At 72.4% G+C, this 14,831-nt stretch carries 10 protein-coding genes; 2 read left to right on the forward strand and 8 right to left on the reverse strand.

Translation table 11 applies throughout. The features are described 5' to 3' along the window. Positions 1-153: 153 nt before the first annotated feature. From H9623_RS04990 to H9623_RS05020, 7 genes are all read right to left on the reverse strand, one after another. Complete coding sequence (locus H9623_RS04990; protein ID WP_193718952.1) at positions 154-942, reverse strand: MazG family protein; 789 nt, start codon at positions 940-942, stop codon at positions 154-156. A gap of 79 nt (positions 943-1,021) precedes the next feature. After that, positions 1,022-3,130, reverse strand: coding sequence for a carbohydrate-binding module family 20 domain-containing protein (locus H9623_RS04995; protein WP_227748179.1), 2,109 nt, complete (start codon positions 3,128-3,130; stop codon positions 1,022-1,024). 269 nt (positions 3,131-3,399) lie between these two features. Next, entirely contained in the window at positions 3,400-4,227 is an 828-nt protein-coding gene (locus tag H9623_RS05000; protein WP_193718953.1) for an ABC transporter ATP-binding protein, read from the reverse strand. Next, positions 4,224-5,072, reverse strand: coding sequence for an ATP-binding cassette domain-containing protein (locus tag H9623_RS05005; RefSeq protein WP_193718954.1), 849 nt, complete (start codon positions 5,070-5,072; stop codon positions 4,224-4,226). The genes H9623_RS05000 and H9623_RS05005 overlap by 4 nt, the downstream gene beginning before the upstream one ends. Further along, on the reverse strand, positions 5,069-6,016 hold the full coding sequence (locus H9623_RS05010) for an ABC transporter permease (protein ID WP_193718955.1): 948 nt from the start codon (positions 6,014-6,016) through the stop codon (positions 5,069-5,071). The genes H9623_RS05005 and H9623_RS05010 overlap by 4 nt, the downstream gene beginning before the upstream one ends. After that, positions 6,013-6,981, reverse strand: coding sequence for an ABC transporter permease (locus H9623_RS05015; RefSeq protein WP_193718956.1), 969 nt, complete (start codon positions 6,979-6,981; stop codon positions 6,013-6,015). Before H9623_RS05015 ends, H9623_RS05010 begins: the two co-directional genes overlap by 4 nt. A 10-nt stretch (positions 6,982-6,991) precedes the next feature. Then, complete coding sequence (locus H9623_RS05020) at positions 6,992-8,494, reverse strand: ABC transporter substrate-binding protein (RefSeq protein WP_193718957.1); 1,503 nt, start codon at positions 8,492-8,494, stop codon at positions 6,992-6,994. 485 nt (positions 8,495-8,979) lie between these two features. Between H9623_RS05020 and H9623_RS05025 the strand changes: the two genes are divergently transcribed. Together H9623_RS05025 and H9623_RS05030 are read left to right on the forward strand one after the other, a co-directional pair. Further along, on the forward strand, positions 8,980-9,711 hold the full coding sequence (locus H9623_RS05025; protein ID WP_193718958.1) for a hypothetical protein: 732 nt from the start codon (positions 8,980-8,982) through the stop codon (positions 9,709-9,711). 74 nt (positions 9,712-9,785) lie between these two features. Next, the gene (locus H9623_RS05030) at positions 9,786-10,952 is read left to right on the forward strand and encodes an acyltransferase family protein (protein WP_193718959.1); all 1,167 of its coding nucleotides are present in this window, start codon (positions 9,786-9,788) and stop codon (positions 10,950-10,952) included. Here the strand turns inward: H9623_RS05030 and mfd are convergent. Beyond that, on the reverse strand, positions 10,915-14,625 hold the full coding sequence (mfd, locus tag H9623_RS05035; RefSeq protein WP_193718960.1) for a transcription-repair coupling factor: 3,711 nt from the start codon (positions 14,623-14,625) through the stop codon (positions 10,915-10,917). The genes H9623_RS05030 and mfd overlap by 38 nt on opposite strands. Between the last annotated feature and the right edge of the window lie 206 nt (positions 14,626-14,831).

A 14,831-nucleotide genomic window follows, 5' to 3' on the forward strand; every position in this document is an offset into this window, starting at 1 on the left:
CGGAGCGCAGGGCAGGCGACGATGGCGGTCGGGCGCATCCGGGGTTGTCGCATCCCAGCCTAGTGGTCGGGAACACATGTCGCTGGGGTCGTCGGCCCGTGGACACGAACGCCCGCATGTCGGCCCTCGCCCCCCGGACGGCGCCCGCAGGGATCACTCCGGGCGTGTCGGACCGGCGGTCTCGGCGGCCACGATCGCCCGCTCGACCTCGCGCAGCGCGCCCCGCAGCGCGGACTCGGCGTCCACGCCGTCGGCCTGCGCGCGCCGCACGACGTCGAGCAGCTCGCGCCCGTACGCCCCCTCGTCCGCCGCACCGTCCTGCGCGCCCGACGACGTCGCGCCCCTCCCGTGCGTCGCCCCGCCCGGGGAGAGAGCCGGGACCGCCGCGACCTCCGCCGTCGGGCCGGGACCCGCGACGACGCCGCCCAGCCCCGCACGCTGCGCACGGGACACGACCTTCTGCGCGCGGGCCAGCGCGCCCTGCGCGAGGGGGATCCCCTCGAGGACCGACTCGCGCTGCTTCTCCTGCTGCTTGATCCGGTCCCACTGCGCGTGCAGCGCGGCGTGCCCGTCGCCCGCGGCGACCGCGGTGTCCGCGAACACGTGCGGGTGGCGGCGGACGAGCTTGGCGACGAGGTCGGCCGCGACGTCGTCCACCGTGAACGGGTCGACCGCGTCCTCGCTCGCGATGCGGGCGTGGAACAGGACCTGCAGCAGCAGGTCGCCCAGCTCCTCGCGCGTGCCCGCGCGGTCGCCGGTCTCGATGGCCTCGGCGAGCTCGTGCGCCTCCTCGAGGAGGTAGCGCACGAGCGACTCGTGCGTCTGCTCGCGGTCCCACGGGCACCCGCCGGGCGAGTAGAGACGGTCCATCACGGCGACGGCCTCGCGCAGGGGGTCGGCCGCGGCGGCCGTGACGGGCAGGGACGGCTCGGTGGTGCTCATGCGCCCATCGTAGGGAGCGCGGACCGGAGGGCCCCGGGAAGGAGCCCTCCGGTGCGCTGCCCGGTGAGGGCGGGGGCGGCTATTTCCAGGTGTCGTTCAGCGTCACGGCACCGTCGGCCCCCACGGTCGCGGTGCGGTTCGCCCCGCTCTCCCAGACCACGTTGCCCGCGCCGTCCTTCTTGACGTACTTGTACTCGAACGTCGTGCCGGCCGGCAGGTCGAGCGTGAGCCTCCACACGGGGTAGGTCGCGGCGGAGAGCTGCTTGGCCGAGGCAGGTGCCCACGCGCCGAGGGCGGGGATGCTGCCCACGACGAACACGTTCTGCCCCAGGACCGTGGTGGCGTTCACGGCGAAGACGGCGTCGCCCTGCGTGGTGCCGCCGCCGTCACCCCCGCCGCTCCCCGCGCACGGGTCGCCCGAGGTGACGACGCCACCGGATACCTGGGCGTGCTGCCCCGTGAGGACGAAGTCCTTGCCGCCGTTGTTGTCCCAGGTGCCCGAGCCGTTGGTGAACGCGGCCGTGACCGTCGCGCCGTTCGCGGGGATCTCGCGCGAGACCCAGCCCGTGCAGGCCGCGGTCATGTCGACGCCGGGGGCCGTGGTCCATGCGCCCGTACCGACCTTGTAGTGGACCTTGTACGCGTTCCAGCCCTGCGAGGTCGAGTAGTAGACCGTGGTGGCGGACGTGGTCGGGCAGTCGACCGTGCACGGCGTGCCTCCGGTCCTGCCGACGTGCAGCGCGAGCGCGCCGTACGCCGGGACGGTCGCGGTGAAGGTCCCCGAGGCGCTCACGGTCCGCGTGACGGAGCAGTCCTTGGCGGCCACGACGTCGCAGTACGTGCCCGCGGGCAGCGAGGTCTGGTAGGTGCGCGTTACGGCCGAGGCGGTGTTGTTGATCGCCACGTAGCCCTTGTCGCCGCGACCGTAGGCGATGTTGTTGTTGCCGTCGTCCCACCAGTTCGTGACGGACGTGCCCTCGACCGTGTTGTGGAAGCCGACCATGCCGGCGATCTCCGTCCAGCGCTGCGTGCAGGTCCAGGCGCTGTCGGAGCAGCTCGCGTCGGGGACGGACGTGCTGGTGGCGCCGGGAGCTCCCGCGTCCTTGTTGTCCCACGTGTAGCCCGTGTAGACCGAGGGCGAGCCGTAGGGCCAGGAGAGCATGAAGGCGTTGGCAAGCTTGTACTTCGCTCCCCACTTGTAGCTCATGGTCTCGCCGTTGCGCTCGGTGTCGTGGTTGTCCACGAAGACTCCGGCACGGTCCGAGGTGAGCAGCCCGTTGCCGATCTCGTCGAGGCTCGCGATGCTGCCGTCGAAGCGGCTCTTGAGCGTGCGCGCGTAGTTGAACTCGTGCGAGTCCCCGCTGCCCAGGTACTCGGAGGGCTGGATGGGCTCGCCCGCGGCCCCGATGACCTCGTGGACCCAGTAGACGTCCGGGTTGCTGAGCCGGGCCTTGATGGCCGCGAGGTCCGCGGCCGGGATGTGCTTGGCCGCGTCGATGCGGAAGCCCGCGACGCCCAGGCCGATCAGGTCGTTCATGTAGCCCGCGATCTTGCCGCGCACGTGGTCGGAGCTCGTGCGCAGGTCCTGGAGCGAGACGAGGCGACAGTTCTGGACGTTGTACCGGTCGCCGTAGTTGGTGATGTTGGCGCGGCAGTCGTTGAAGTCGTTGGCGCCGTACGGGACGCCGGGGAAGCTGTCGACCGAGTAGCCGGTCCCTCCCGTGCCCGTGCCGGACCCGGTGTCCGCGCCGGCCGTGTGGTTGACGACAGCGTCCACCACGATGCCGACGCCGGCGGTCTTGCAGGCGCTGACCATGTTCTGGAACTCGGCGCGGTTGCCGAGCTTGGACTCGATCTTGTAGCTCACGGGCTGGTAGGAGGTCCACCACGCGGTGCCCTGGATGTGCTCCTGGGGCGGCGAGACCTGCACGTAGCCGTAGCCGGCGGGCCCGATCGTGCTGGTGCACTCGGCCGCGACCGCGTCCCAGGTCCACTGGAACATGGTGAGGACGACGTTCCCACGACCGTTCTCGGACGTGACCACGGGTGAGGGGGTCGGCGCCTTGGCCGAGGCGGGTACCGCCGCGGCGACGAGGCCGGAGGTGACCACGGCGAGCGCTGTGAGCCCGGCGAGGAGTCGGTGCCGCTGCTTCGTGCGGGCGGGTCTGGTCGTTCGGCTGAGCATCATTGCTGTCTCCGTCTCGGTGCTGCGCACAGCCCCGCGTCGGTGCGTGGCTGCCCGTCCTCGCACCGGCGTCGGCGCCGGCGCGTCTACCGCTTCCCCTGGTCCGGTCCGAAACGACCGGAGAACCCGCGCTCTGCCACCTTGCAGACATTTGCCGGTTCTTGCTGAAAGATTACACAGGGCGATGCGGCGTGTCAGCCCGTGCGGACACGCAAGAAGGTTGCAGGTCGTCGGAGCGGACGGCTCGGTGCCCTCGGCGCCGGGAACACACCTCAGGGCAGCGTCGGCACCGCCGCGAGCAGCTCGCGCGTGTAGGCGGCCGACGGCCGCGTCAGCACGTCCCGCGTGGGGCCCGCCTCGACGACCTCTCCCCCGCGCAGCACCACGGTCTCCTCGCACAGCTGCCCGACGATCGCCATGTCGTGGCTGACCAGCACGAGCGTGAGGCCCAGGTCGCGCTGGAGCCCGCGCAGCAGGTCCATGACCTGCTCGCGCACCGAGACGTCGAGCGCGCTCACGGGTTCGTCGCCCACCAGGACCGACGGCGAGGGCGCGAGGGCCCGCGCGATCGCGATGCGCTGGCGCTGGCCGCCCGAGAACTGGGCCGGGTACTTGGTCCGGACGTCGGGGTCGAGCCCCACCCAGCCCAGCACCTCGTCGACGCGCGCCGACACGTCTCCCCCGACCTTGAGCGAGCGCAGCGGCTCGGCCACGATCCGCGCGACGGTCATGCGCGGGTCGAGCGACGTGCGCGGGTCCTGCAGGACCACCTGCACCTCGCGCCGGTACCGCCGCATGAGCGCACGGTCCCGGCGGTCGAGGGGAGCACCGCGGTAGGAGATGGTGCCGCTCGTCGGGCTGTCGAGCCCGAGCAGCAGCCGCAGGAGGGTCGACTTCCCGGCCCCCGACTCGCCCACGATCCCCACGCTGCGCCCCGCCCTGACCGTGAGGTCGACGCCCGCGAGCGCCGTCGTCGGGGGCGTGCGGCGCGAACCGCCGAACTGTCGCCACACGCCGTCGAGCGCGACGAGAGGCACGGCGTCGCCTGCGGGCCCGTCACCGGGGACGGGCCGGTCGCCCCTCACGTGCTGGTCGCTCATCGGTCCTCCAGGGTGGGCAGGTGGGTCACGGCCCGCGCGGCGGCGAGCAGCGAGCGCGTGTAGGGATCCTCGGGCGCGTCGAGGGCGCGGGCCACGGTCGTGGTCTCGACGACCTTCCCGTGCCGCATCACGACGAGGTCGCGCGTGACCCGGGCGACCACGGGCAGGTCGTGCGACACGAACACCAGGGCCGTCCCGGTGCGCTCGATCAGGTCGTCGAGCAGGTCGAGGATCTCGGCCTGGACGGTCACGTCGAGCGCCGTGGTGGGCTCGTCGGCGATCAGCACGTCGGGCTCGCACGCGAGGGCCATGGCGAGGCACGCGCGCTGGCGCTGCCCGCCGGAGAGCTGCCACGGGTAGGACCCGAGGATGCGCTCGGTGTCGTCGAGGCGCACCAGGCGGCACAGGTCCGCCGCGATCTCGGCGGCCCGCGCACGCGAGACCTTGCGGTGCAGGCGCAGGGGCCCGGAGATCTGCCGGCCGACCGTCATGAGCGGGTCGAGAGCCGTGAGGGGCTCCTGGAACACCATCGCGACGCGGGCGCCGCGGACCCTGCGCAGGGCCTTCTCGCCCAGGGGCAGCAGGTCGGTCCCGTCGAGCAGGACCTGCCCGGTCGCGGTCATGCCGTCGGGCAGGAGCCCGAGGATCGCGGCCGCGGTGAGGGACTTGCCCGAGCCGGACTCGCCGATCACGCCCAGGCGCTCGCCGGGTGCGACGTGCCAGCTCACGCGGTCGAGCAGCACCCGGCCCGACGACGTCGCCACCGTCAGGTCGCGCACCTCGAGCCCGGCGGTGCTCGGCGTGGGAACCGCGGTGCTCGGCGTGAGTGAGGTGGAGGGGGTCATCGGTCGCCCCGCAGGCTCGGGTCGGTCCGTTCACGGATGCCGTCGCCCAGGAGGTTCAGGCCGAGCACCGTCCACGCGATGAGCAGCCCGGGCAGGATCGCCCCGAGCGGCTGGACCGCGACGGACTTCTGGGCGGCGCTGAGCAGCCGCCCCCAGGACAGCGCGGTCGGCGAGCCGAGGCCCAGGTAGGACAGCGACGCCTCGGCGAGGATGGCCCCGCCCGCGAGCAGCATGAGCTGGACGAGCAGGGTGGGGGCGACGTTGGGCAGGACGTGGCGCAGGATCGTCCCCCACCATCCCGTGCCCGACGCCGACGCGGCCGTCACGTAGTCCTCGCGCAGCACGCGCGCGGCGTTGACCCGCGTGACGCGCGCGATCACCGCCGCCCCCGAGATGCCTATCGCGACGATCGCCGAGGTCAGCGAGGCCCCGCGGACCGTCACGATCAGCATGGCCAGCAGCAGCGTGGGGAACGCGATCATCAGGTCGATCACGTTGAGCAGCGCGACGTCGGCCCACCGCGTGGTCGCCGCGGCGACCACACCGATCGTGATGCCCAGGACGCCCGCGATGACGACCGAGGCGAGCGCCACGGTCATCGCGACCGTCGCACCTCCCATGAGCTGGCTCAGCAGGTCGCGTCCCAGCCGGTCGGTGCCGGCCCAGAACTGCGCGCTGGGCCCCTCGAGCCGACCGCCCGTGCCGGCCGCGCCGGCACCCACGTCGTAGGGCGTCCAGAAGATCGCGACGACCCCGACGAGCGCGACCAGCCCGACCATGACCAGGCCGGCGACGTACGACGGGCTGACGCTCCGCCGTCGGGCACGCGGGGTCTCCCCCGCCCTCCCCGCGGGCGACGGCGCGAGCGCGCCCTCCTCGCGGGCCGGGACGACCCGCCCGGAACCCTCGACGGCGGGGATCTCCCCGCCCAGGTCGATGCTCATCGTGCGCCTCCGAGGGCCGAGCCGGCACGCAGCCGGGGGTCGATCCCGCGCTGGGCGAGGTCGACCAGGAAGTTCGTGACGAGGACCAGGGCCGTCAGCCCCAGGACGAGGGCCTGCACGACCGGCAGGTCACGTCCCGCGACCGACGACACCAGGAGCGTGCCCAGGCCCGGCAGCGCGAAGACGTTCTCCACGACCACCGCCCCCAGGAGCGAGGTCGCGAGCTCGATGCCGAGGATCGCGACGACCGGGACCGCGCCGTTGCGCAGCCCGTGCCGCGCGAGCGCGTGCCAGCGGCCGTAGCCGAGCGAACGCGCGGTACGCACGTAGTCCTGGTCCAGGACGTCGAGCGTCGCCGACCGCACGTAGCGCACCATGACCGACGACATCGCGATCGCCACGGTCGCCACGGGCAGCACGAGCGACCGCACGGCCGCTGCGGGGTCCTCCCAGCCCTGGCGGGGGAACCCGCCCGCCGGCAGGACCCCCGCCTCGAGCGCGAAGACCCACACCAGGATCACGCCGACCCAGAAGACCGGGACCGCGACACCCAGCTGGGAGACGGCCGAGACCGCGACCCCCACGACGCCACGACGCCTGACCGCCGCGACCACCCCGAGGGGCACCGACACGAGCACCGAGACCACGAAGGCCGCGAGGCTCAGGGGCAGCGTGATCGGCAGCTTGCTCGCGATCAGCTCGCCCACCGGGAGGCGCGAGACGAACGACGTCCCCGCGCTCCCCGAGAACAGCCCCGCGACCCACTGCCCGTACTGCGTCCACAGGGGCTGGTCGGTGCCGAGGTCGGCACGCAGCTGCTCGAGCTGCTCGCTCGTCGTGCCCACGCCGAGCGACGTGCCCGCGCTGTCGCCCGGCAGGAACCGGAGGACGGCGAAGACCACGACGCTCGCAAGGAGCAGCGACAGCAGCAGCGTGCCGACGCGGGTCAGGAGGTAGCGGGACATGGGTGCTCGGTCAGCCTTCCCGCACGATGTCGGCGACGTAGAAGCTCTCCGTCACCTGGTTCACCGGGAAGCCCGTGATCTCGGCGCGCGCGACCCGGATCTGCGGGTCGAGGTACAGCCAGGCGCTCGCCGCCTCCTGCCCGATGGTCTCGTTGACCTGGGTCAGCAGGGCCGTCTGCTCGTCGGCCGTGGCCGCCTGGTCGGCGTCCGCGACCCACTGCTGGACCTGGGCGTTGTCGTAGCCCCAGTAGAAGTCCGGGTTCGCGTACCAGACGACGTCGCGCGGGTTCACGTGCCCCATGAGCGTGGTCTGGAAGTCGTGGTCCGTGTAGATCTTCTGGTACCACGTCGCGTCGTCGATCGGGTTGAGCGTGAGCGTGACGCCCACGGCCTGGAGGTCGGCCTGGAGGAGCTGGGCGATGGTCTCGGACGGGTCGCCCGCGACGTAGTCGACCGCGATGCTCAGGCCGCTCACGCCGGCCTGCGCGAGCAGGTCCTTGGCGGCCTGCGGGTCGTACGCGTGCACGTCGGCCTGGTCGACGAACCAGGGGTCGGTCGGGGGGACCATCGAGCCGATGACCTGGCCACGGCCGTCCCACACGGCGTCGAGCACCTTCTCACGGTCGACCGCCTTGTACAGCGCCTGGCGGACGCGGACGTCGTCGAACGGGGCGACGCGGTCGTTGAAGGCCCAGATCTGCTTGGTCGTCGACGTGCCCTCGGTGATGGTGAACGCGTCGTTCCCCTCGAACTGCACGAGCTGGTCCGGGGAGTCCTCGGCGATGACCAGGTCGAGGTCCCCGGTCAGGAGCGCGTTGTTGAGCGCGGTCGTGTCCTGGAAGAAGCGGAACGTGACGCCCGAGTTCTTCGCGGGGGTGCCCCAGTAGTCGTCGTTGCGCTCGATCGTGAGGTGGTCGCCCTGCGTCCACTCGACGAACCGGTACGGGCCCGTGCCGTTCTCGCTCGACAGCTCGGTGTCGCCGTCCTGCACGATCGTCACGGACGCGAGGTAGAACGGCAGCGACTGGCTGCGGCGCGACAGGTCGAGCTGGACCGTGGCGTCGTCGGGGGCCGTGATCGCGGAGATGACCGACAGGTCGTTCTTGCGCGCGCTCTTGGACTCGGGCGCGATGGTCTGCGAGATGCTCCAGACGACGTCCTGCGCGCTCAGCGGGGACCCGTCGTGGAACTGCACGCCCGGCTGCAGGTGGAACGTGTAGACGAGGCCGTCCTCGGACACGTCCCAGTCCTTCGCGAGCGTCGGGATCACCTCGCCGTCGACGTCGACCGAGGTCAGGCCCTCGAAGACGTTGCGGGTCATGGTCTGCGAGACGCCCGAGCTGCCGCCGACGTTGCGGACCAGGCCCGTGGGCTCGTTGGTCGAGCCGATGACGATCTCGGCGTCGGCGCCCGACGCGGCGCCGCTGCCCGCGTCGCCGGACCCGCCCGAGCCGCACGCGGCGAGCAGGAGGGTCGTCGCCAGGACCGCGGCGGCTGCCTTGAGGGTTCTCATGGGGGTTCTTCCGTTCCAGAAGGTGCAGCAGGACTGCACGGGGACCACCGCGACGGTGGTGGCCGCCCGGTGGTGGAGGGGTTCGTGGAGCGTCGGCGGCCGACCGCGTGGGGGGCCACGGGAGGGGTGCCGAGGGGCCGGCGGCGGCGCGGCGGCCGCGCGAGAGCACGACGGCGGGACCGGCACGGGCCAGCGGGAAGGTCAGACCTGTTCGAGAGGGGGCGTGTCGGGGATCATCCGCGACGGACGCCGCCTGTCAGCGGCTGCTCAGAGACAGCGACAACAGCGGGCGGAGCTCGTCGAGCCGTGCCGTCCGGTGCTGTGGGCGCGCGTGGGCGCATTCAGGTCGAGAAACATGATGCGACAACTATCTCACCGACCAGGCGGTATGGATACACGCCCGGGGTGTGGTGGTGGTCACGTCGCGACGCTGCTAGTGTCGCCGAGCCGAGCCTGAGCTCGGCTGTGTCGTCGATGGAGCACCCATGCTGCGTGTCACCGTGCCGGTCAGAGCTCTCGTCCGCAGCCTCGCGCTCGCGATCGCCGTCCTGGCCCTCCTGCACCTCCTCGCCAACTTCCTCGAGAAGGCCGCCGACCTCCACGGCGGCGCGATCGAGCCGCTCGTCCACTACTTCAGCATGGACGAGGAAGTCAACGTCCCCACCTGGTTCACGGTGATCCTGCTCGCCTGCACCGGGCTCGTGACGGGCGACCTGCTGCACGGCGAGCCGGACCGCGGCCGCCGCTGGGCCTGGGGGCTCGTCGCGTTCGTGCTCCTGTACCTGTCGATCGACGAGATGACGAGCTTCCACGAGCACCTGGGGACGTCGCTCGAGGAGCACTTCCGCAGCATCGCCGACCTTCCCTTCAACGGGTGGATCGCCTTCTACGGTCCGCTCGCGCTCGTGGTGGCAGCGATCGTCGTGCCGCTCCTGTGGCGGCTCCCCCGGCAGTTCCTGCGTCCCATGGCTCTCGCCGGGGTCCTGTACGTGATCGGGGCCGTGGGGTTCGAGGCCGTCGCCGGGCTGCTCGAGGACCAGGGCTTCGACCGCGCGACGTTCGTCGGGCAGCTCGCGGTGCTCGGCGAGGAGGGCCTCGAGATGGTCTCGGTCGTGGTGTTCCTCGTGGCCGTGGTGCGCTACCGGGACTTCCTCGACGGGGAGAGCGCCCCCGTCGGGTCAGGCGCGGCCGACGCCAGGACGACACTTCATCCTTGACCCTCGCGCCCCGGCGCGCCGACGATGCAAGAGCAGGTCCGCGACGGGCCGCGCACCGGCGGCAGGGGACCTCGATGACGACGACGGGCTCGAGCACCGCTCGACGCACCCTCCCCTCGCTCACCGCGATCCGCGCGGTCGCCGCCGCAGCGGTCCTGGTCTTCCACCTCGACTACTGGCAGGTCCTCGACATCCCGGGGGCCTTCTACGGCAGCACGGGCGTCGCGCTGTTCTTCGTCCTGTCGGGGTTCATCCTGACGTGGACGGCCGACCCGGCACGTTCCCGGGCCGGGTTCTACGTGCGCCGGGTCGCCCGGATCTACCCCGACCACCTCGTGACGCTCGTCGTCGCCCTGGTCGTGGCGCTGGTCGTCGGGAGCCCTGCCGTCACGGGGCGCGTCGTCGGCGCGAACGTCCTGCTGGTCCAGGCGTGGTCGTTCGACCCGACGGTCGCGTACGGCCTCAACGGCGTCGCGTGGTCGCTGTCGTGCGAGCTCGCGTTCTACCTCGCCTTCCCGTTCCTCCTGCCGCTGCTGCGACGGTGGTCCCCGCGGACGCGGCTCGTGGTCGCCCTCGTGGCGCTCGCCGTCCCGCTCGTCGCGACGATCGTGGCTCCGGCGACCTACCAGGTGCTCTACCACTTCCCCCTCGCACGGTTCCCGGAGTTCGTCCTGGGCGTCGTCGCGGGGCTCGCGTTCGTCGAGGGCCGCAGGTCACGGGTCCCGTGGGCGGCCCTGCTCGGCATCTTCGCGGCCGTGCTCGTCACCGCCCAGCTCACGCACGCGACGGAGGCCGTGGCACGGGTCGCGCTCGTCGTTCCGTTCGCGCTCTTCCTCATGGTCTGCGCCGAGCGCGACCTGCGCGGCAGGAGGTCGCTCCTGACGCACCGCGCGGTGCTCGTCGCCGGCTCCGCCTCGTACGCGTTCTACCTGGTGCACGAGCTCGTGATCCGTCGCGTGCTCGACACCCCCTTGACGGGCGCGCTCGCCGCGGTCGTGATCACGGTCGCCTCCGGGGCCCTCGCCTACGCCCTGTACCGGTTCGTCGAGGAGCCCGCACGCCACGTGATCGTGAACCGCTGGCGGCGGCGCGCGGCGGCGCGGACGTCCAGGGGCACGGCGCCGTCCTCCCCCGGCCCGACGACGTCGCGCGCCGAGGCGGGCACGTCACCCGCCGGCGCCCCTGCCGCCGCGACGCAGACCGCTACCGCTTCGCCGTCCCCACCGTCGCCGCCGCACTGACGTCGCCCGTGATGACCGCGTCGATGAGCTGACGCGCCCAGGCGAGCACCTCCATGCCCCGCAGCGGACGGCCCCCGATGCGCGCCGTCGTCGGGAAGGGCACGAGGAACGCGCGGATCGCGGGCTTGAGCATGGTGCCCGGGTAGAGGCGCTTGAGGCGCAGCTCCGCGGACTCCGGGAGGTCGACCGGCGCGAAGCGCACGAACTTGCCCTGGGCCGTGACGTCGGCGAGCCCCGCGCGGCGCGCGTGGTTGCGGAAGTCCGCGACGGCGAACAGGGCCTCGACGACCTCCGGCAGCGCGCCGTAGCGGTCGACGAGCTCGGCCCGCACCTCGGCGAGCGCGGGCTCGTCCTGGGCCGCCGCGATCTTGCGGTACGCCTCGAGGCGCAGTCGCTCGTGCGCGATGTAGTCGTGCGGGATGTGCGCGTCGACCGGGAGCTCGATAGAGACGTCAGCGACCTCGTCCGCTGCGTTCTTGTCCTCGCCCTTGAACGACGCCACGGCCTCCCCGACCATGCGCACGTACAGGTCGAACCCGACGCCCGCGATGTGCCCCGACTGCTCGCCGCCCAGCAGGTTGCCCGCACCGCGGATCTCGAGGTCCTTCATGGCGATCTGCATGCCCGCACCGAGGTCCGTGTTGGCGGCCATGGTCGCCAGGCGGTCGTGCGCGGTGTCGGTCAGCGGGCGCTCGGGCGGATACAGGAAGTACGCGTACGCACGCTCGCGCCCACGGCCCACGCGGCCGCGAAGCTGATGGAGCTGGGACAGGCCGAGCATGTCGGCGCGCTCCAGGATGAGCGTGTTCGCGTTCGAGATGTCGAGGCCGGTCTCGATGATCGTGGTGCAGACCAGGACGTCGAGCTCCTTCTCCCAGAACGCCGTGATCGTCTGGTCGAGCTGGGCCTCGCTCATCTTGCCGTGAGCGACGCCGATGCGGGCCTCGGGGACGAGCTCGCGCAGGCGCTGGGCCGTGCGGTCGATCGTCTCGACCTTGTTGTGCACGTAGAACACCTGGCCCTCGCGGAGCAGCTCGCGGCGGATCGACGCCGAGATCTGCTTCTCCTCGTACGCGCCCACGTACGTGAGGACCGGGTGGCGCTCCTCGGGCGGGGTCGCGAGCGTCGACATCTCGCGGATGCCCGTGACGGCCATCTCGAGCGTGCGCGGGATGGGGGTCGCGCTCATCGCGAGCACGTCGACGTTGGTCCGGAGCTGCTTGAGCGTCTCCTTGTGCTCGACGCCGAACCGCTGCTCCTCGTCGATGATGACCAGGCCCAGGTCCTTGAACTTGATGGACCCGGAGATGATGCGGTGCGTGCCGATCACGACGTCGACCGACCCGTCCTTGAGCCCCTCGATCGTCTCCTTGGACTCGGCCTCGGTCTGGAAGCGCGAGAGCGCCTTGACCGTCACGGGGAACGCCGAGTAGCGGTCCGCGAACGTCTGGAAGTGCTGCTGGACCAGGAGCGTCGTGGGGACCAGGACCGCGACCTGCTTGCCGTCCTGCACGGCCTTGAACGCCGCGCGGACCGCGATCTCGGTCTTGCCGTACCCGACGTCGCCGCACACCAGACGGTCCATGGGGACGGGCTTCTCCATGTCGGCCTTGACCTCGTCGATCGTGACGAGCTGGTCGGGCGTCTCGACGTACGCGAACGCGTCCTCGAGCTCACGCTGCCACGGGGTGTCGGGGCCGAACGCGTGCCCCTGCGTGGCCATGCGCGCGCTGTAGAGGCGGATGAGCTCGCTCGCGATCTCCTTGACGTGCTTGCGCGCCTGGCTCTTGGTCTTGGCCCAGTCCGAGCCACCCATCTTGTTGAGGCTCGGCGACTCGCCGCCCGTGTACTTGGTGACCTGGTCGAGCTGGTCGGAGGGCACGAAGAGACGGTCGCCCGGCTGGCCGCGCTTGCTGCTCGCGTACTCGATCACGAGGTACTCGCGCGTCGCAGCGTTGCCGCCCGTGCCGAGCGTGCGCTGCACGAGCTCGACGAACTTCCCCACGCCGTGCTGCTCGTGCACCACGTAGTCGCCCGCGCGCAGCGCGAGCGGGTCGACGACGTTGCGTCGCCGCGAGGGCATCTTGCGCATGTCGCGCGTGCTCGACCCCTGACGTCCCGTGAGGTCCGACTCGCTGAACACCGCGAGCTTCAAGTCAGGCGCGACGAAGCCCGGCCCCACGGGCGCGGGCGTCACGAGCACGACGCCGCCTTCTGGCTCGGTGTCGATCGACGCGACGAGCCGCGCCGCGGTGTCGACCGCGGAGAGCTGCTCGGTCATGCGGCGAGCGGGGCCGTGGCCCTCGGTCGTCAGGACCAGGCGCCAGCCGGCGTGCTGGAGCGAGCGCAGGTCGTCGAGCGCGCGCTCGACCTCCCCGCGGGAGGCCTCGACGTTGCGCGCGGGCACGGTGAAGGTGGTCACGCCGCCTCGGTCCGCCCCCTGCCCGACGGCCGCAGCGTCTCCGGGGAGCTCGTCACCCGGGTGCGACTCGCCGTCGGAGGTCGCGCCCTCGTCGAGGCCGAACGGGCTGAGCGTCCACCACCCGAGGCCGCGGCGCTCGGCGACGTCGTGGACGTCGGCGAACGTCTCGAACGACGCGGCCGACAGGTTGATCGGGGTCGAGCCGCCCGCGGCCGCGCCGGTCCAGGCGGCGGCGAGGAACTCCTCGGTCGTCGCGACGAGGTCGTGGGCGCGGCGGCGCACGCGCTCGGGGTCGTTGATGATCAGCAGGGCGTCGTCGGGGACGAGCTCCAGGACGGGCAGCATGCGGTCCACGAGGACCGGCGCGAGGGACTCCATGCCCTCCACGGCGATGCCGGCCGCGAGCTTGTCGAGCATGTCGGTCGCGCCGGGCAGCGTCTCGATCAGCTCCGCGGCCCGGGCGCGCACCGCGTCCGTCAGCAGGATCTCGCGGCACGGTGGCGCCCACACGCCATGGTCCGCGATCTCGAGGCTGCGCTGGTCCGCGACCGCGAACCAGCGGATCTCGCTGACCTCGTCGCCCCAGAACTCGACGCGCAGCGGGTGGTCCTCGGTCGGCGGGAACACGTCGAGGATGCCGCCGCGCACCGCGAACTCGCCGCGTCGCTCGACCATGTCGACGCGCTGGTACGCGGCCGCGCTCAGGCGCTCGGCCACGTCCGTGAGGTCGGCCGTCTCGCCCGTGCTCAGCTCGACCGGCTCCAGGTCGCCCAGGCCCTCGACGACCGGCTGGAGCAGCGCGCGGACCGGCATGACCAGGACGCGCACCGGACCCGACTGACCGATCTCGCTGCTGGGGTGCGCGAGGCGCCGGAACACCGCGAGCCGCCGCGCGACCGTGTCGCTGCGCGGAGACAGGCGCTCGTGCGGCAGCGTCTCCCACGCGGGCAGGACCGCGACCAGGTCGCCCAGCTCGTCGGGCAGGTACGCCCGCACGCTCGCGGCGAGCTCGTCGGCCTCGCGCCCCGTCGCGGTCACCACGACGAGCGGGCGGGAGCCCTGCGCGGGGGCGCCCTTCTCCGTCCCGGTGGTGTCCCCGGTCGCGGTCGCCCCCGCCATCGCGGCGAGCAACGGCGGGCGCACGCCCACCGGTCCGACGACGTCGACGGCGCCACGCAGGCGCACGTGCTCGACGACCGCGCGCGCGGTCGGGTCGGCCAGGAGGGCGGGCAGGATTCCGGTGAGGTTCATGGGTTCCTTCGAGCAGGGTCACCGACGGCGTGGGCGTCCACGGGCGCAGGCCCGGGCAGGTGTGGACGTCGTTCGACGCGACCCCGCAGCGAGGCGCGGGCGCGCCGGAACAGCACGAGCGGCCCGGACCGAGGTGAGGACGGTCCGGGCTGAGGGTGCGAGCACCAGGTTACGCCGCAGGGCCGACACGAGGCACGGCGGTTCGC

Origin of the sequence: Oerskovia douganii (genome assembly GCF_015142735.1) — a bacterium.
Classification (GTDB): domain Bacteria; phylum Actinomycetota; class Actinomycetes; order Actinomycetales; family Cellulomonadaceae; genus Oerskovia; species Oerskovia douganii.